The sequence below is a fragment of the Streptomyces sp. XD-27 genome, from assembly GCF_030553055.1.
GTDB lineage: Bacteria > Actinomycetota > Actinomycetes > Streptomycetales > Streptomycetaceae > Streptomyces.
This window is the reverse complement of sequence record NZ_CP130713.1, coordinates 5265220-5282994: the sequence shown is the minus strand read 5'-3', so window position 1 is coordinate 5282994 and position 17775 is coordinate 5265220. Positions and strand designations below refer to the sequence as shown.

Here is a 17775-nt window from a genome sequence, read left to right as displayed (position 1 = left end):
TCACACCACCGCGGAGTCCGCCTTGGCCACTGGTACCGACCCCCGAGCCCATCCGCGATCACATGGCGTGCACGATCCGACGCGTGCCGCCATCCCCGCCCGCCATCTGCGCACCGACCGCTGGTGGCTGGCGCCCGCCGGCACCGCCGCCGGACTGCTCGCGTTCATCGTCTACTCCACCTGGCGGGCCTTCGCCGACGCCGACTACTACGCGGCGCCGTACGTCTCGCCGTTCTACTCCCCCTGCCTGGCCGACCGCTGCGAGCCGATGCGCTCCGGCCCCAACTGGGACGTCTTCGGCAGCTGGTGGGGCCTGTCCCCCGCGCTGCTGATCCTGATCTTCCCGCTCGGCTTCCGGCTGACCTGCTACTACTACCGCAAGGCCTACTACCGCGGCTTCTGGTCCTCGCCACCCGCCTGCGCCGTGCCCGAGCCGCGCGCCCGCTACACCGGCGAGACCCGCTTCCCGCTGATCCTGCAGAACAGCCACCGCTACTTCTTCTACGCGGCGCTGCTGGTCGCCGGGATCCTCACGTACGACACGGTGCTCGCCTTCCGGGACGAGACCTACGGCTGGGGCCACATGGGCCTCGGCACCGTGGTCTTCGTCGTCAACATCGCCCTGATCTGGGCGTACACCCTCTCCTGCCACTCCTGCCGGCACATCGTCGGCGGACGGCTCAAGCACTTCTCCAAGCACCCGGTGCGCTACCGGCTGTGGGGCTGGGTCGGCGCGCTCAACGCCCGGCACGCGAAGCTGGCCTGGTTCTCCCTGGTCAGCGTCGCCCTCGCCGACTTCTACGTCTACCTCCTGGCCACCGGTGCCTTCGACGATCCGAGGTTCTTCTGATGACGCGAGTCGACCGGCAGGCATGGGACGTCGTGGTGATCGGCGCGGGCGGCGCCGGCCTGCGCGCCGCCATCGAGGCCCGCGAGCAGGGCCTGCGCTGCGCCGTCATCTGCAAGTCGCTGTTCGGCAAGGCCCATACGGTGATGGCCGAGGGCGGCATCGCGGCCAGCATGGGCAACGTCAACAGCAACGACAACTGGCAGGTCCACTTCCGCGACACCATGCGCGGGGGCAAGTTCCTCAACAACTGGCGGATGGCCGAGCTGCACGCGCAGGAGGCACCCGACCGGGTCTGGGAGCTGGAGACCTGGGGCGCGCTGTTCGACCGCACCCCGGACGGGAGGATCTCCCAGCGGAACTTCGGCGGCCACGAGTACCCGCGGCTGGCGCACGTCGGGGACCGCACCGGGCTGGAGCTGATCCGCACCCTCCAGCAGAAGATCGTCTCTCTCCAGCAGCAGGACTTCGCCGAGCTGGGCGACTACGAGGCCCGGCTCAAGGTCTTCCAGGAGTGCACCGTCACCCGGGTGCTCAAGTCCGGCGGCGCGGTCGCCGGTGTCTTCGGGTACGAGCGCGAGTCCGGGCGCTTCTTCGTCATCGAGGCCCCGGCCGTGGTGCTGGCCACCGGCGGCATCGGCAAGTCCTTCAAGGTGACCTCCAACTCCTGGGAGTACACCGGGGACGGGCACGCGCTGGCGCTGCTCGCCGGGGCGTCGCTGATCAACATGGAGTTCGTGCAGTTCCACCCCACCGGCATGGTCTGGCCCCCGTCGGTGAAGGGCATCCTCGTCACCGAGTCCGTCCGCGGCGACGGCGGCGTGCTGCGCAACAGCGACGGCAAGCGGTTCATGTTCGACTACATCCCGGACGTCTTCAAGGAGAAGTACGCCGAGACCGAGGACGAGGGCGACCGCTGGTACGAGCATCCGGACCAGGCCCGCCGCCCGCCCGAGCTGCTGCCCCGCGACGAGGTCGCCCGCGCCATCAACGCCGAGGTGAAGGCGGGCCGCGGCTCCCCGCACGGCGGCGTCTTCCTCGATGTGTCCACCCGGCTGCCCGCCGAGGTGATCAAGCGGAAGCTGCCGTCCATGCACCACCAGTTCAAGGAACTGGCGGACGTCGACATCACCGCCGAGCCGATGGAGGTCGGCCCGACCTGCCACTACGTCATGGGCGGCGTGCAGGTCGAGCCGGACACCGCGGCCGCGGTCGGCGTCCCCGGACTCTTCGCCGCGGGCGAGGTCGCCGGCGGCATGCACGGCTCCAACCGGCTCGGCGGGAACTCCCTGTCCGACCTGCTGGTCTTCGGTCGGCGCGCCGGGCTGCACGCGGCCCAGTACGCCGCCCGGACGGCGGCGGGCGCCCGGCCCGTGCCCGACGAGGCGGAGGTGGAGCGGGCGGGCGCCGAGGCACTGCGCCCGTTCGGCGCGGGGACCGGCGGCGACGCCGACCAGCCCGCGGAGAACCCGTACACGCTCCACCAGGAGCTCCAGCAGTCGATGAACGACCTGGTCGGCATCATCCGGCGGGCCGAGGAGATGGAGGAGGCGCTGCGCCGCCTCGCCGACCTGCGGGTACGGGCGCGCCGCGCCGGGGTCGAAGGACACCGCCAGTTCAACCCCGGCTGGCACCTGGCGATCGATCTGCGGAACATGCTGCTGGTCAGCGAGTGCGTGGCGCGCGCGGCGCTGGAGCGCACCGAGAGCCGCGGCGGGCACACCCGCGACGACTGCCCGCAGATGGACCGGCAGTGGCGCCCGATCGTCCTGGAATGCCGGCTCGCCGACCCCTCGGCGGACCTCGCGGCGGACGCACGGCCGAGCCGGATCCGGCTCACCCGGGCCACGGCCCCGCCCATCCGCCCCGACCTGCTGGCCCTGTTCGAGAAGGAAGAGCTGGTGAAGTACCTGACGGACGAGGAGCTGAGCCAGTGAGCGAGCCGACTTCCCCTGGATACGAGGCCCACTTCCGGGTGTGGCGCGGCGACGCCGACGGCGGGGACCTGGCGGACTTCCGGGTCGAGGTGCACGAGGGCGAGGTGGTCCTGGACATCGTCCACCGGCTCCAGGCGACCCAGGCCCCGGACCTGGCGGTGCGGTGGAACTGCAAGGCGGGCAAGTGCGGTTCGTGCAGCGCCGAGATCAACGGCCGGCCGCGGCTGCTGTGCATGACCCGGATGTCGGTGTTCGCCCGCGACGAGACCGTCACCATCACGCCGCTGCGGGCCTTCCCGGTGGTCCGGGACCTGGTGACGGACGTGTCGTTCAACTACGCCAAGGCCCGCGAGGTGCCGTCGTTCGTGCCGCCGCCGGACCTCGGTCCGGGCGAGTACCGGATGGCGCAGGAGGACGTGGGGCGCTCGCAGGAGTTCCGCAAGTGCATCGAGTGCTTCCTGTGCCAGGACACCTGCCATGTGGTGCGGGACTTCGAGGACAACAAGCCGGCGTTCGCCGGGCCCCGCTTCCTGATGCGGATCGCCGAGCTGGACATGCACCCCCTGGACGCGGCGGCCGAGTCCGGCCTGGACCGCAAGCGTGGCGCGCAGGAGGAGCACGGCCTGGGCTACTGCAACATCACCAAGTGCTGCACCGAGGTGTGCCCGGAACACATCCGGATCACGGACAACGCGCTGATCCCGCTCAAGGAGCGGGCGGTGGACCGCAAGTACGACCCGCTGGTCTGGCTGGGCGACAAGATCCGCCGCCGCGGCGCACCGTGACCGGGCTCCGCCGCCGGGATTCGCGGTGACCGGGGCCGGGGGCTCCACCGCGGCCCCCGGCCCGCCCGTGTCAGAACAGGCTGAGCAGCGCCTCCACCGAGTCCGTTCCCGGTGACTCGCCGTCCGGCAGCCCCAGTTCGAACCACACCGTCTTGCCCCGCGGGGTCCGGCGGCTGCCCCAGGCGGCGCTGAGCAGGCCGACGAGCTGGAGGCCGCGGCCGCCCTCGTCGGTGTCGCGGGCGCGGCGGCGGCGGGGCTGGACCAGGCCGCCGTCCCACACCTCGCAGACCAGGCTGCGGTCCAGCAGCAGGCGCAGCCGGATCTCTCCCTCGCCGTACCGCAGGGCGTTGGTGACCAGCTCGCTGACCAGGAGTTCGGTGGTGTCCACCAGGTCGTCCAGGCCCCAGGACTCCAGTTGGTCGCGGGCCAGTTCGCGGGCGCGGCCGACGGAGCGGGGTTCGCTGGGCAGCCGCCAGTCGCCGACGGACTCGGCGGGCAGGCCCTGGACGCGGGCCATGAGCAGGGCGATGTCGTCCTCGCCGTGGTGGGTGTTCAGCGTGTCGAGGACGCGGTCGCAGAGGTCCTCCAGCGGGCCCTGGGAGCCGCCGGGCGCGGTCTGGACCGGGGCGGTGCCGGTCAGCGCCGTGCGGAACGCCTGGAGCCCCTCGTCCAGGGCGTGGTCGCGGGACTCGACGAGGCCGTCGGTGTACAGCGCGAGGAGGGCGCCGTCGGGCAGCTCGACCTCGATCTCCTCGAACGGCTCGCCGCCGACGCCCAGCGGCATGCCGGGGGGTACGTCCAGCAGCTCGGCGGACGCGCCGGGTTCGACCAGCACCGGTGGCAGATGGCCGGCGTTGGCGAAGGTGCAGCGCCGGGTGACCGGATCGTAGACGGCGTACACGCAGGTGGCCAGGTAGACCTCGGAGAGGTCCGAGGCGGCGGCCTCGGGGCGCTGCGCGCCGCGCCCGGCGCGCGGGGCGCGGTGGGCGGGGCGGCCGTCCACGCGGGAGCCGCCGGGCGTACCGAGGCCCCGGGCGATCTCGTCCAGGGCGGAGAGCACCTCGGCGGGCTCCAGGTCGAGCAGGGCCAGGGTCCGTACCGCGGTGCGCAGTTCGCCCATGGCGACGGCGGCGCGCAGGCCGCGGCCCATCACGTCGCCGACGACCAGGGCGGTGCGGTGGCCCGGCAGCTCGATCACGTCGAACCAGTCGCCGCCGACCTCGGTGGCCTCGTTGCCGGGCAGGTAGCGGCAGGCGATGTCGAGTCCGGCGGCCTCGGGGTCGCCCGGCGGCAGCAGGCTGCGCTGGAGGATCAGGGCGCGCTCGTGCTCGCGGCGGTAGAGCCGGGCGTTGTCGATGCAGACGGCGGCGCGGGCGGCCAGTTCGACGGCGAGCGCGGTGTCCCGCTCGCCGAACGGCTCGCTGCCCTTGGTGCGGGAGAACTGGACCAGGCCGACGACCGTGTCGCGGGCGACCATCGGCACCACCAGGGTGGACTGGAGCACCGCGCCCAGCTCCGGCCCCTCCGCGGCGTCCCGGCCCCCGACGACCCGTACCTGGGCGGTGCGCAGGGCCCCGGCGCACGGCGAGTTGAGCGGGTAGCGGTGCACCTCGCCGACCTGGACGGGCTTGGTGGCGTCGTCGGCCCCGGCCGGGCGGCACGGGTCGAAGATCGCGACGGGCCCGTCGGAGACGGCGCTGGCGAAGGCGACCCGGCGCAGTTCGGCGCTGCCTCCGCCGGGCTCCTCCGCCGCGCTCCCGCGCGGCGGAGCGTCCCGCCGGGACCGCAGCAGCCCGGGGCCCGCGTCCTCGCCGGTGAGCAGGCCCTGGTACAGGTCGACCGAGGCCAGGTCGCAGAACTGCGGCACGGCCACGTCCAGCAGCTCGCGGGCGGTGGTCTCCAGGTCCAGCGACGTGCCTATTCGCGCCCCGGCCTCGTTCAGCAGCGCCAGGTTGCGCCGTACGCCGGCGGCCTCCAGCTCGGCGCGGCGGCGGCCGGTGACGTCGGTGGCGAGTCCCGCGACGCCGATGGGGCGACCGGACCCGCTGTGCAGGCGGTACAGGGAGATGGCCCAGCGGCGGCGCTCGGGGTTGGCGGGGACGTTGCCGACGAGCGGCATGTCCGTCACCGACTGCCCGGTGTCCAGGACTTGGCGGATCGCGGCGCTCAGCCGCTCGGCCTCGGAGGCCGGCAGCAGGTCCTCCGGGCGCATGCCGCGGTACGCGTCGGCGGGACGGCCGAAGACGGTCGCGAACCGCTCGTTGACGCGCAGCATCCGCAGGTCCGTGCCGCAGAAGAAGAAGCCGAGGGGAGATTGACCGAAAACGGCCTGTGACGCGGCGAGGTCGGTCTCCAGGCGGCGCAGCGCGCTGACGTCCACCGCGATGCACAGCGCGGACCGCTCGCCGTCCTCGGTCCGGGAGGGCATCACATAGATCTCGGCCAGACTGTATCCGGGGCCGCGGCCGTCCGGGGCGCAGTAGGGCACCAGGCCGGTCCACTCCCGGCCGTCCAGGATCTCGGCGACCTTGCGGTGTCCGGTGTCGCGCAGTTCGGGCGGGACGAACGCCTCGACGGGGTCCCTGCCGATCGCCTGGCGCGCCGTCAGCCCCACGAGTTCCGCGGCCCGTTCGCTCCACTGCGCGATGCGGCCGTCCGGGCCGAGACCGAAGGACGCCACCCGGATGTAGTCGTAGATCGATCCGGGCGGGCTGCTCTGCCACATCGGCGTGACTACGGCGTCCTCGGGCATCTGCGCCCCCGCTGGCTTCTCGCTCACGCGCCCGTCCCCTCCGGCTCAGGTCTCGGACCGGCCTCAGACAGCTGAGTATCCTGCACCTCGGCTATCCGGAGCACGCCCTTCACGATCACAGCACGGTCTCATCCCACACGTTGGGTGCCGTGTTCTGCAATCACTTCCCGGCAATAGCTCACCCTTCGACAATCTCCTCACCAGGGAGAGCGAGCTCGAACCACACCGTTTTGCCTGCCTTGCCGCGTCGCGTCCCCCAGCGGCGGGAGCTGCGGGCGACCAGTTGCAGACCGCGGCCGCCCTCGTCGTCGGGGGTGGCGACCCGCTCGCGCGGCGGGTCCTCCACGGGGTCGGAGACCTCCACCACCAGCACGGCGCCGTCGACGGCGCGGCGGCAGCGCATGCGGACGCCGATGGGCCCGGTGGCGTAGCGCAGGGAGTTGGTGACCAGCTCACTGACGAGCAGGACCGTCACATCGCTGACGGCCTGGAGGCCCCAGGTGTGCAATGCGTCACGGACCAGAGTGCGGGCAGTGCGTACGGCGCCCGGTTCGGCGGCGAAGCTCCATTCGGCGGAATCGGCGTCCGCGGCCACGCCTGATGGACTGTCGTTCACGCCGACCACTTCCCAGACCGTAGGCACAGACCCCGCCGTGATTGTCCGGCTTCGGGGAGGTTAATCCTCACATACCCGATATTCAGGGCCTACTATCGTCCCGGCCGGAGCGCGGTGACACATTCGGCGCAGCCTCGTGCCGCGCACCACCGCTCACGAGACGGCGCACCGCCTCGGCGACCGCGGGCCGGTCCTCGTCCAGCCAGTCGACCTCGTCGACGGCCTCCGGCGCGAGCCAGCGCACCTCGTCGTGGTCCTCCAGCGGGCGCGGCACGCCGGTGCGCAGCGCCGCCGTCCACACGTGGAGGACGTAGCCGGGCTTGAGCGGCCACTGGCCCGGCAGCGGTTCCAGCGGCTCCACCTCGATGCCCAGCTCCTCGCGCAGCTCGCGCACGAGTGTCTGGGCGGGCGTCTCACCGGGCTCGGCCTTGCCGCCGGGCAGCTCCCAGCGGCCGGCCAGCTCCGGGGGCGCGCTGCGCCGGGCGGCCAGCAGCCGCCCCTGGTCGAACACCGCTCCGCCCACCACCACGCGCTCCGTCATGCGGGCACGATACGGCAGGCGTCAGGCCCCCGATCCGGTGGCCGCCGTGCGCTCGACCACGTACAACTGCTTGTGTCCGTGGTCGGCCAGCCGGCCGGCGACCTCCTCGGCCTCGCTCCGGGTCGCATAGCGCCCCACGCGATAGCGGTTGCCTTGGTCATCCTGGCGGATGACGAGCCATGGCAGGACGGCACCGCTGTCACTCATCGCTCTGTCCCCTCCGCTGTGTCGCACGCTCCGGCGTACGCCCCCAGGACCTCCTGCTGGAAACCCCGATACGCATATGCCTGAGCGTACGCCCTACCTTCACGCAGCGGATACGACTTTTCACGAAGAGGCACTCATCCGGCCATCCTGCCCGGCCGGAGCCGGGAAGCGGCCGGGACGGATGCCCCGGCCGCGACCGGTGTCAGACCGCGCTGACGGCCTTCTCCCGGCCCTCTTCCTCGGCGGACTCGGCCTGCCGGTCGGCCTCGGCCGCCAGCTCCTTCTCCACCTGCACCAGCGAGGGGTTGCGCCAGGCGCTCGCCACGCCCCAGTAGTAGAAGGCCAGCGCGATGAGGGAGACGACCAGGATGTCCCAGCCCTCGGCCAGGTACCCCTTGCCGCCGAACTCCTTGCCGCCGGCCCACGAGGTGAAGGCCATCACCAGCAGGTAGGCGACCATCCAGGCGCCCGCCGTCAGGTGCGGCTTGAGCTCGGCCCACGGCTTGCGCAGCTCGTACCAGGCCCAGACCGGCAGACCGATCGCCATGATGAAGATGACCTTGCCGGTGAGCGGCCAGCGGGCCCAGTACATGACCAGCGAGCCGAAGATCATCGCGATCGGCGCGATCACCGGCATGGCGCGCAGCTTCACCGGCCGCGGCAGGCCCGGGGCCAGCCGCCGCATCGCCATCACGGCCACCGGGCCGGTGATGTACGAGATGACGGTCGCGACGCCGACGATCTCGGCGATGGAGCCCCAGCCGCGGAAGACGGCCAGGAAGATGAAGGAGATGCCCAGGTTGAGCAGCAGCGCGGGGCGCGGCACACCGGTCTTGGCGTCGACCTTGCCGAAGACGCCGGGGAGGTGGCCGTTCTCCTGGACACCGTGGATCATGCGCGAGGTGGTGGCCGCGTAGATCATGCCGGTGCCGGACGGGGAGACGAAGGCGTCCGCGTAGAGCAGGATGGCCAGCCAGTTCAGGCCCCAGGCCATGGCCAGGTCGGCGAGCGGGGAGTTGTAGCCCAGCCCCTTCCAGCCGCCGTCGGCCAGGTCCCCGGCGGGGACGGCCATCAGGAAGGCGATCTGCAGCGCCAGGTAGATGACCAGGGCGATGAGGATCGAGCCGATGACGGCCTTGGGCATGGACTTGCCGGGGTTGCGCGCCTCGGCGGCCATGTTGAGCGGGGACTGGAAGCCGTTGAACGCCCAGACGATGCCGGCCACCGCGACGGCGCTGAAGACCGCGCTCCAGCCGTTCGGCGTGAAGCCGCCGTGGTCGGTGACGTTGGAGGTGTCGAAGTGCGCCATCATCAGCGCGCCCGCCGTCAGCACCGGCACCACGACCTTGAAGACCGTGATCGCGGTGTTGGTCTTGGCGAACAGGGTGATCGCGAACCAGTTCAGGAAGAAGTAGAAGAGCAGCAGCACGGACGCGAGCGCGAGTCCGGTGCCGGTCAGCTCCTTCCCGTCGTACAGCTCCTTGCACCAGGCGAAGTCCCAGGAGCTCATGTACTGGATGGAGGCGGTGGCCTCGCCGGGGATCACCGAGACGATCGCGATCCAGTTGGCCCAGGCGGCGAGGTAGCCCGCGAGCGAGCCGTGCGAGTACTGGCCGTACCGCACCATGCCGCCGGCCTTGGGGAACATCGAGCCCAGCTCGGTGTAGGTCAGGGCGATGGTCAGTGCCACCACGGCGCCGATCACCCACGAGAAGATGGCGGCGGGACCGGCCAGGGCAGCTGCCCGTTCGGCACCGAAGAGCCAGCCGGAACCGATGATCGACCCGAGGCCGACAGCGGTGAGGGCCACCGTGCCAAGTGACCTTCGGTAATTAGAGTGGGAATCCTGCTCCGTGCTCAAGGTTCCTGGCACTCCCTTCGCTCCCCCGTGACCGGACACAAACCGCGCCATCGTACGAGCGATTGGGAAGATCGGATTCCGATAATCGGGCTTCCACGGGTGTTCTGTGAGGTTTGCAACACCACGCGGGCCGCCCGGACTCCGTTTTCCGGACGGATGCCCGCCGTTCAGTGACGGGCGGACCCCGGACGGTCACTTCACCGGCAGGCGGTACGCGACGCGGTAGCGGTCGGAGAGCGTGACCACGTCCGCGGTCTCGACCGGGCGGCCGCCGGCGAAGAAGGTGCGGGAGATGACGAGCACGCCGTGGCCCGGCACGCCGCCGAGCGCCAGCGTCTCCTCGGCGAGCCCCGGCCGGGCGCCGACCTCCTCCGCGACGTTGTCCACGGTCAGCCCGATGGCCGCCATCCGCTCGACCACCCCGCGACCGGCCAGCGGGCCCTCCTCGGGCAGCATCACCGGCGTCCGCCCGGTGAGCGCCAGCGGCTCCCAGGAGGTGGACAGCAGCACCACCTCGCCCGCCGACCGGAGCACGTACCGCGTACGCATCACCTCGTCACCGGGGGCGATGTCCAGCCGGTCGGCGACCGGCCGCCCCGCCGCCTCCCGCTCGCTGCTGGACTCCCAGGTGCCGTGCATCTGCTCGTCGGCCTGCTCCTGCCGGAACGGCGTCGAGCCGCCGGGGGCGCGGAAGCCGCTGCGCACCAGCCGACGCGGCTCGGGCTGCGCGCGCACGTACGTGCCGGAGCCGGAACGGCCCTCCACCAGCCCCTCGGCCATCAGCACCTTGCGGGCCTCCAGGGCGACGGTGTCGGAGACCCCGTACACCTCGCGGATGCGGGCCTGCGAGGGGAGGCGGGTGTGCGGCGGGAGCTCGCCGCCGACGATCTTCTGCCGGAGGTCGTCGGCGACGCGGAGATAGGCGGGTTGGTCACCGAAGGCCACGTTCTCTCCCTGAGGTTGACAGTGAGCAACAGCTTGGCAACCGTGGGTTGGCGCCCGCAACTAAGGGCCAAAGCATCACCGGAAGTGGTGAACCGCAGCTCAGAGAGGTTTATTTGGGGCGTGAGCCGTTTCAAGGGCATAGCAGTTCGACAACGGACGGGCACCCCCAGTTGAATTGGGCCCGAACGGTCAACCGCCCGAAGCGGACACGCGTCCGAAGCGGACACTCGTCCGAGGCGGAACCCTTCCGAAGCAGGCGGCCGACCACCGACCTGACACCGAGTCCGAGCCGAGGAGCGCCGTACGTGCCCCGTCGTTCATCCCTGCGGGCCCTGACCGGCGCGCTGCTGCTCGTCACCTGCGCCGCCTGCACCAGCGGTTCCGACTCCACCGAGGACGGCTCCGCCGCCAAGGCCGGTGCCGCCGGCATCGGCGACCCGCTCTTCCCCCAGCAGGGCAACGGCGGCTACGACGTCACGCACTACGGCCTCACCCTGGACTACGAGCCCGAGGGCAACCGTCTGAAGGCCACCGCCGAGATCACCGCCCGCGCCACCGGCCCGATCAGCTCGTTCAACCTCGACTTCGCCGGGCTGCGGGTGCGCGAGACGACCGTGGACGGAAATCCCGCGAAGTTCTCCCGCAGCGGCACCGAGCTGACGGTCACCCCCGAGTCGTCCCTGTCCAAGGGCCGTATCTTCAAGACCACCGTCCGCTACGACGGCTCGCCGAAGACGATCGCCGACCCGGACGGTTCGATGGAGGGCTGGATCGAGACGAAGGACGGCGACGGGGCGGTGGCCCTGGGCCAGCCCAACGGCTCGATGGCGTGGTTCCCCGGCAACCACCACCCGTCCGACAAGGCCGCCTACGACATCGACGTCACCGTCCCCAAGGGCTACACCGCCGTCTCCAACGGCGACTTGAAGAGCCACGAGAAGACGGGCAAGCGGGAGACGTTCGAGTGGCAGTCCCCCGAGCCGATGGCCAGCTATCTGGCCACCGTCGCCGTGGGGTCCTTCGAGTTCACCGAGACCACGACGGACACCGGGATCCGCCAGTACAACGCCATCGACTACGACGAGCTCGACGACAGCGCCGACGTGAACGCGTTCGTCAGCGAGCTCCTCGACTGGCAGAGCAAGCGCTTCGGCCCGTACCCCTTCGCCACGACCGGGGTGATCATCGACCACGCGCCCGAGATCGAGTACGCCCTGGAGACCCAGACCAAGCCGTTCTTCGACCGGGCACCGGACAAGCAGCTGATGGTGCACGAGTTCGCGCACCAGTGGTTCGGCAACTCCGTCACGCCGCGCACCTGGAAGGACGTGTGGCTGAACGAGGGCTTCGCCACGTACGCGGAGTGGCTGTGGGAGGAGGACCACGGCAAGCGCACCACCGACGAGACCTTCGAGGACTTCTGGAACGGCGACGACGACGAGAGCGAGGGCATCTGGGACTTCCCGCCCGGCAACCCGCCGAGCGCCGACCGCGTCCTGGACGCCCCGGTCTACGGGCGCGCGGCGATGGTCCTGCACAAGCTGCGCCGGGCCGTGGGCGACGACACCTTCTTCGGCATCGTGCGCGCCTGGACCAAGGACCACCGGCACGGCGTCGCCGACACCAAGCAGTTCATCGAGCTGTGCGAGAAGAAGTCGGGCAAGGACCTGGGGAAGCTGTTCGACACGTGGCTGTACGGCGACGGGAAGCCGGAGAAGCCGTAGCCCGGCCGGGCGAAGCCGTAGCAGGGTCGGACGACGCCGCACCCCCGGTAGCCGGGCGGTCCGTCACCCCCACAGGGAGGCTGGTCGCCCCATGCCAAACCGAGGCTCCGGCGTTCTCCGATGGTGTAGAGGCGGTCGTCTCGGCGGCGAAGCGCTGCTCCCACCTGGTCGGCGAGCCGGCCACGCAGCCACGCCCAGGCCGCCTCCCGCCGCGGCGGGACCGCCGGCACCTCGTCGAGCAGCGAGCGCTCGGCGGCTTCGCCCACCGGATGCGACCACAGCCCGTCGGGGCACCGCTCGATCCACGGCGACTGCCTGATGGCGTTGGCCAGCGATCCGAAGGCGTACCGGTAGCCGAGCGTCTGCAGGCAGTAGTGCAGGGCGTGCGCGGTGAGGGGGTGCCGGCGGCCGTCAGCACCAGCCGGCTGACGCCTTCCAGGCTCCGTGGTCCGGGCAGCGGCCCATGGCGCTGGAGTCCGTAGATGCCCTGTCCCGCCCAGCAGAAGCGCCGGTCCGCAGCGACCGCCGCGTTGGCGGAGGAAGCACCCACCCGCAGGCCGTGGTCGAGTTCCGCCAGCCGCACCAGGTCGCGGACGCGGACAGGGTGGGGGACCGAGCAGGCCGCCGCATAGAGGACCTCCGGCTGCCGCCGCAGACTCGGCCCTCGGCATCCGCAGTGGCCGCCTTCCCATTCCGCCAGTGGCGCGTCGCAGGCTCCGCAGCGCGCCGGTTCGCCCGGGTCCACTTCTCTGCCCCCAGCTCACCTTGGCTTGGACGTACTCGAGAAGGTCATCCCTGGCTCCAGTCGAGGGAAGCGGCACCGCCCGCGGTTCCGGGCACCGACCCGTCCTCGAAGTCGGGTCCCAACGCGTCCAGATACCGGTCGACGGCGGCCTCGTCGATGACGTCCAGATTGTCGGCGGACGCGGCTTCGACCAGTCCGTTCGCCTTGCGGAGCACATCGCGCGGCTTGCGGCTGGACCTACTGAACAGCGCCGCCACCGCCTCCTTCGTGAAGGGGGCGAGATCACCGGGTTCCCGGTCCGCGCCATGCTTCACAGCGGCTCCGAGGTAGGTCTCGACGAGCTTGGTCGCGGCTTCCACGCTCCGCAGCCCGGGCAGCACCACCGTGCGGTGCTTGTTGGTCTCGGTGATCTCGAACGTCGGCAGATCGGCGAGGTCCCACGCCGTGCCGATGGTGAGCGCCGCCCGTGGATGCATGGTGACCACGACACTGAGCATGTCAGCCATGGGGAGCGTCTCCAGGATGATGTCCCGGAATCGCTCGATCTCCAGATCCCGCTTGGACCGTGCGGTGGTCTTGCTCGCCAGATCCTCCAACTGGTCACAGCAGAGCAGCACGTGACGCATCCCGGCCGCCGAGGCGAAGAGAAGGAAGGAGGCCAGATAGACGGCCCCGTTCCGGGTCCGCGAAGCGGGTTTCACCTGGTCCAGGTAGTCCGCCGCCTGCCAGGCGTCCTCACTGCAGAGTGCCTCGATCAGCTTTCCGTCGGGCGGGCCCAGCGTGCGTCCGCGCAGCGACCTGTGGACGTCGGCGACGACCTTCACCAGGGTCGCGACGTCGTCACTGCCGACCCGTTCGACGAGCGCGGCCCTCAGCCGCTGGGCCAGCGACAGGTCGTCGCCGTTCACCCGGAAGTCCGTCGCGTACTCCACGGCGGAGAACAGGGCCGCGTTCAGCGAGCGGATCTGCGCCGTGTCGAAGCTGGTGAGCAGTCCGCAGATGGGCGCCTCCGCCGCGTCCTCCTCGTCCAGGCCGCTGGCGGCGTAGGCGGTGCACCCGAAGTCCGTGTTGAGGATCCCCGTCAGGTGCTGCATCAGCACCGACTTGCCGAAGCCGCGGGCGTCCGAGCCGCCGTGTCCGCCGTGTCCGCCGTCCGTGGACCACAGGTATCCGAACTTCAGCCCGGAGAAGGCCGTGCCGAGCACGAACTTGTCGATGGCCTCCTGCAACGTGTCCGCGTTGACGTCCGGCTCGTAGAGCAGGCCGTTCTCTCTGGGGTCGCTGCCGCCGAGCCGGGCGATGCCGGTACTGGGGAACGGGTTGTGGCGCAGGTTCCAGTGCTTCTTCAGCCAGACCGTTCCGGCCTTCCGGGGTGTCATGGGGGGCAGTCTCCTCGGCTGAGTGTGTCGGAGCGACGCTGATGACGTTGAACACGCGCGGGGGCCCGCCGGCCACCGGGATCACGAGCGGCCTGGTGGAGGCCGGTGCGACGCGGAGCGACGCCTGGTCCAGATGAATGCGCAGACCGAGGTTGGGATGCATGCCGGCCAGCGCCTCGATGATGGCCTCGTCGAACTCCGAGTCGGTGAGGCGCTGTTGCCAGCAGATGGCGGCTCTCAGCCGCCACACCGGGAGATACATCCCTCCCCCGGCGTCGGCGCGCTGCTCGCGCCACACCTGCCACAGGGCGTCGAGGGCCGCTCGCCGGGCGTCCACCCCGACCTTGCGCCGGATGGCGACATCGGCCCCTCGGCCGACCACCGTCCCCGTCGCCCAGAACCGCAACGCCGGGGGGCCGGGTGCGTAGTAGCTGAAGTTGGCCAAGCCCAGGAAGCGGGTCCAACGCCGCAGCAACTCATGGCTGATGTAGTCGAGCCTGCAGCCCGCCGCGTGGAAGGCGACGCGCACCATGGCCTCTTCGCAGGTGAGGACGAACTGCTTCCGGTTCATCGTCCGCTGGCGCGCCTGCAGTCGCTTCGCGGATGCGCTGACATACGTGCGCACCCCTTCGTCGATCTCCGAGCGCGACGCCGCCCAGCCGAGTGTGCCCTGCTCGGCCGCGCCCACCGCGTAGTCGACGAAGGCGCCCAGGAACTCCCGCAACGTGCCGTGCGACGCGCTGTCGAACTTGAGCAGCGGCACGGTCAGGTGGCTGGTCGACGAGTCGGGCCGCGCGCCCACGAGCCGCAGGTACCCCTCGAACTGCGGGTGCGCCTCGACAAGAGCACCCACGAGGCTGTTGTACCCGGCCCGGCGGTCGGCCGAGACGAGATCGACCCACCGCCGGCCGCTGTCGGTGAGCCGGAAGGTCACATGCGCGTGGGCCCACGCGGAGCGCGGACCCGAGGGCAGCATGGCCCGGTCGACCCAGCCGAGGCGCATGAGCTCCTTGAGCACGTCGACCGTGTTGTGCACGTACCGCTTGTTGTCGGCTCGGACCTTCTCCCATTTCCGCTCGTCGAAGGAGCCGTCCATGTCGTTGTCCCGGGCCACCGCCGCGGCCCGGTCGACCAGGGCGTACCGGATCTCCTCGAAGCTGGCGCCCGCGGCCACGCTCCGCGCGGCCACCTCGACGTACGTCAGCTCTTGAAGACGCGGAATGCCCGAACCGCCGACGCTCACCCGGACGCCCCCTCCAGTTCGCCGCACGTGCCGGTGGGCCCCAACTCTGCATGCCCCACGCCTGGTTGACAACTTTTCGATATGTGCGGTCGTCCTCATGGGACATGAGGACGACCGCACATATATAAAGCCCGGCGGTCACGCTGTTTGACGTCTTCACGGTCCCCCCACCGGCTACAGTGCGGAGCCCCCGCAGTCCCGACCGCCCGCAGCTCAGCCGAGAGGAACCGGAATGCACGACCCGCATGGGCCGGAGTACGTCGACCAGCTCGATCCGTCGCGCGGCCACGCGTTACGGGTCACGCCGGTGGCGCCGATGCGCTACATCGCCGCCATGCGATGGGACCAGCTGCACAGCCTCGTACCCGATCCGCGCCAGGCCGAGGCGGTCAAGGAGCTGAGGTACCTCTCGGAGGAGCAGCGCACCCAGGCCGAACTGCGGAACGAGATCCAGCGGACCATCAAGGGGACGAAGAAGAAGGACAACGCCCGGGCCTGCGCCGGTTACATCGCCGCGAGCCTGAAGGGCGAGCGCGGTGAGTGCTGGGCCACCCCGCCGTTCGCCCTGTGGCTCCCGGGCGAGATGGACGTGGTGCGCGCCAGGAGCCCGTTCGGGGACGTCCTGCTCGCCTACGTCCCCTACGGCACGACCGGCATTCTGGTCGACGCCGAGACCCAGCACCTGGCCCACCTGCTCCTCCTGGAGGACCCGGCGGCGTACGGACTGGCGAAGGCCCAGGTCAACCATCGCGTCGTGAGCGTCGAGATCTACAACGGCATCGATGTGGTCGCGGCACGGCAGATCTTCCACGACCGGAACCTGCTGGGCGTCGTCCCCAACAAGAATGTGGCGTTGCGCAACGACTCCAGCAGCATCGCGACCAACATCGCGCAGTGGCTCCTGGACGACGTCGTGATCCCCCGCTCGGTCCATGGCGAGGACGTCCCGCTGCGGAGGCTCGTTTCGGAGACCAAGCGCCAGCTTGGGGACAGCGACACCGAGTGGATGACGCTGTCGTCGCTGCGTGCGTTCGTGGTGACCGCGTTGTTCGGCCGTGCCGGGATCGCCAAGACGAGCGGGCCCGTCAACGAGCCACCCGATGGTTGTACAGAAAAGGCGGCGCGGCTGGCTGTGGCCGAGGTCAGCACTGCGCTCTTCGGGGCCTTCGCCGGGCAGTTCGACATGCGTACGTCGACGGTCATCGCGGCCCCGGCCATGCTCGCCGCGTTGGGCGTCGTGGCACACCGCTCCATGCCCTGGGCGGCCGAACCCCGGCGCAGCGCATCGGAGATCATCTCCCTGCTGTCAGATGTCTGCTGGGCCCGTGTCCCCGCCGTCTGGGACGGCATCGTGGGCAAGCGGACTTTCGTTCCGCCGGCCGGCAAGAGCATGCTCTCCCTGGCAGGCGGCATCAAGGACAACGCCTCCAAGACCGCCACGGCTCTGGAGGATCCCACATCGCCGCGATACCGCCAGGTCCGCATGCAGATCGGGACTGCGGCCCCTGCCCACGCCACGGCGGCCGCGCCCCCTGGATGACGAGCACGGCCGACCGTGCCGCACCACCGGCCCCGAGCGCGTGGCCCAGCGCTCGACGACTCGCTACCGTTGGCGACATGGCCGCCCTACCCGACTGGATGCGCCCGCCCCGCGCTGAGGGGTGGCTCGCGGAGGACCTGGATCATCTTCCCGACGCGCCCCGCCACACTGAGCTGATCGACGGAGCACTTGTCTTCATGATGTCGCCGCAGCGGTCTTGGCACGGCCGTCTCGTCACCGCCCTGACCCTCGCGCTCATGGAGCAGGCGCCGGACGGCATCGAGGTCGAACGGGAGATGACCATCCGCCTGGACGACCGCAATCGTCCCGAGCCGGACCTGTTGGTGACGACGGCCCCCTACGAGCCGGATCGCACCTGGTACGCACCGGGCGATGTGCTCCTCGTCGTCGAGGTCGTCTCGCCCGAGTCCGCCCACCGCGACCGCACGGTCAAGCTGCGCAAGTACGCGGAGGCAGGCATCGGGCACTACTGGTGTGTCGAGGAAGAGCACGGCCGGCCGGTCGTCCACGTCTACGAGCTGGATCGCCCGACCTGCCGGTACGCCCCGTCCGGGATCTATCGGGGTGCTCTGAAGCGCGACGTGCCCTTCGCGATCGGGCTCGAACTCGACCGCCTGGTCCCCGGGAAGTGA

Annotated in this window: 14 protein-coding genes; 7 read left to right on the top strand and 7 right to left on the bottom strand. The window is 70.9% G+C overall.

Annotation, left to right across the window (positions count from 1 at the left end; genetic code table 11):
* Positions 1-22 precede the first annotated feature (22 nt).
* From Q3Y56_RS22965 to Q3Y56_RS22955, 3 genes are read left to right on the top strand one after another with little or no spacing between them, the layout of a single operon-like run.
* Positions 23-850 carry a hypothetical protein gene (locus tag Q3Y56_RS22965; RefSeq protein ID WP_304463738.1) on the top strand — a complete coding sequence of 276 codons (828 nt, stop codon included), beginning with the start codon at positions 23-25 and terminating at the stop codon, positions 848-850.
* Entirely contained in the window at positions 850-2784 is a 1935-nt protein-coding gene (locus tag Q3Y56_RS22960) for a fumarate reductase/succinate dehydrogenase flavoprotein subunit (protein WP_304463737.1), read from the top strand. The genes Q3Y56_RS22965 and Q3Y56_RS22960 overlap by 1 nt, the downstream gene beginning before the upstream one ends.
* The gene (locus tag Q3Y56_RS22955; protein ID WP_304463736.1) at positions 2781-3569 is read left to right on the top strand and encodes a succinate dehydrogenase/fumarate reductase iron-sulfur subunit; all 789 of its coding nucleotides are present in this window, start codon (positions 2781-2783) and stop codon (positions 3567-3569) included. The genes Q3Y56_RS22960 and Q3Y56_RS22955 overlap by 4 nt, the downstream gene beginning before the upstream one ends.
* A gap of 70 nt (positions 3570-3639) precedes the next feature.
* Here Q3Y56_RS22955 and Q3Y56_RS22950 read toward each other — a convergent pair whose 3' ends face one another.
* From Q3Y56_RS22950 to Q3Y56_RS22925, 6 genes are all read right to left on the bottom strand, one after another.
* Entirely contained in the window at positions 3640-6294 is a 2655-nt protein-coding gene (locus Q3Y56_RS22950) for a SpoIIE family protein phosphatase (RefSeq protein WP_304465743.1), read from the bottom strand.
* A 205-nt stretch (positions 6295-6499) separates the two neighbouring features.
* The gene (locus Q3Y56_RS22945; RefSeq protein ID WP_304463735.1) at positions 6500-6946 is read right to left on the bottom strand and encodes an ATP-binding protein; all 447 of its coding nucleotides are present in this window, start codon (positions 6944-6946) and stop codon (positions 6500-6502) included.
* A gap of 73 nt (positions 6947-7019) precedes the next feature.
* Positions 7020-7478, bottom strand: coding sequence for a (deoxy)nucleoside triphosphate pyrophosphohydrolase (locus Q3Y56_RS22940; protein ID WP_304463734.1), 459 nt, complete (start codon positions 7476-7478; stop codon positions 7020-7022).
* 21 nt (positions 7479-7499) lie between these two features.
* Positions 7500-7685 (bottom strand): SPOR domain-containing protein, encoded by a 186-nt coding sequence (locus Q3Y56_RS22935; RefSeq protein ID WP_304463733.1) that lies wholly within the window; start codon positions 7683-7685, stop codon positions 7500-7502.
* A 202-nt stretch (positions 7686-7887) separates the two neighbouring features.
* Positions 7888-9597, bottom strand: a complete 1710-nt coding sequence (locus Q3Y56_RS22930; protein ID WP_304463732.1) for an APC family permease — start codon at positions 9595-9597, stop codon at positions 7888-7890.
* A gap of 141 nt (positions 9598-9738) precedes the next feature.
* A complete protein-coding gene (locus Q3Y56_RS22925) occupies positions 9739-10491 on the bottom strand; it encodes a GntR family transcriptional regulator (RefSeq protein ID WP_304463731.1) in 753 nt (250 codons plus the stop codon).
* Between the two features lie 305 nt (positions 10492-10796).
* Between Q3Y56_RS22925 and Q3Y56_RS22920 the strand changes: the two genes are divergently transcribed.
* On the top strand, positions 10797-12215 hold the full coding sequence (locus tag Q3Y56_RS22920; RefSeq protein ID WP_304463730.1) for a M1 family metallopeptidase: 1419 nt from the start codon (positions 10797-10799) through the stop codon (positions 12213-12215).
* A gap of 789 nt (positions 12216-13004) precedes the next feature.
* On the opposite strand, the gene Q3Y56_RS22915 is transcribed toward Q3Y56_RS22920, so the two are convergent.
* A complete protein-coding gene (locus tag Q3Y56_RS22915; RefSeq protein ID WP_304463729.1) occupies positions 13005-14339 on the bottom strand; it encodes a hypothetical protein in 1335 nt (444 codons plus the stop codon).
* A gap of 530 nt (positions 14340-14869) precedes the next feature.
* On the opposite strand from Q3Y56_RS22915, the gene Q3Y56_RS22910 reads away from it, so the two are divergent.
* The 3 genes from Q3Y56_RS22910 to Q3Y56_RS22900 all read left to right on the top strand — a co-directional run bounded on the left by Q3Y56_RS22910 (position 14870) and on the right by Q3Y56_RS22900 (position 17775).
* Positions 14870-15034 (top strand): hypothetical protein, encoded by a 165-nt coding sequence (locus Q3Y56_RS22910; protein ID WP_304463728.1) that lies wholly within the window; start codon positions 14870-14872, stop codon positions 15032-15034.
* A 780-nt stretch (positions 15035-15814) separates the two neighbouring features.
* Entirely contained in the window at positions 15815-17122 is a 1308-nt protein-coding gene (locus tag Q3Y56_RS22905) for a DNA sulfur modification protein DndB (RefSeq protein ID WP_304463727.1), read from the top strand.
* A gap of 77 nt (positions 17123-17199) precedes the next feature.
* Entirely contained in the window at positions 17200-17775 is a 576-nt protein-coding gene (locus Q3Y56_RS22900; protein WP_304463726.1) for a Uma2 family endonuclease, read from the top strand.

Coding starts and splice junctions, on each gene's coding strand:
- Q3Y56_RS22960 (WP_304463737.1), top strand. CDS start 850: ATGACGCGAGTCGACCGGCAGGCATGGGACGTCGTGGTGATCGGCGCG.
- Q3Y56_RS22950 (WP_304465743.1), bottom strand. CDS start 6,294: ATGTGGCAGAGCAGCCCGCCCGGATCGATCTACGACTACATCCGGGTG.
- Q3Y56_RS22940 (WP_304463734.1), bottom strand. CDS start 7,478: ATGACGGAGCGCGTGGTGGTGGGCGGAGCGGTGTTCGACCAGGGGCGG.
- Q3Y56_RS22935 (WP_304463733.1), bottom strand. CDS start 7,685: ATGAGTGACAGCGGTGCCGTCCTGCCATGGCTCGTCATCCGCCAGGAT.
- Q3Y56_RS22930 (WP_304463732.1), bottom strand. CDS start 9,597: ATGGCGCGGTTTGTGTCCGGTCACGGGGGAGCGAAGGGAGTGCCAGGA.
- Q3Y56_RS22915 (WP_304463729.1), bottom strand. CDS start 14,339: ATGACACCCCGGAAGGCCGGAACGGTCTGGCTGAAGAAGCACTGGAAC.
- Q3Y56_RS22910 (WP_304463728.1), top strand. CDS start 14,870: ATGGCCTCTTCGCAGGTGAGGACGAACTGCTTCCGGTTCATCGTCCGC.
- Q3Y56_RS22905 (WP_304463727.1), top strand. CDS start 15,815: ATGCACGACCCGCATGGGCCGGAGTACGTCGACCAGCTCGATCCGTCG.
- Q3Y56_RS22900 (WP_304463726.1), top strand. CDS start 17,200: ATGGCCGCCCTACCCGACTGGATGCGCCCGCCCCGCGCTGAGGGGTGG.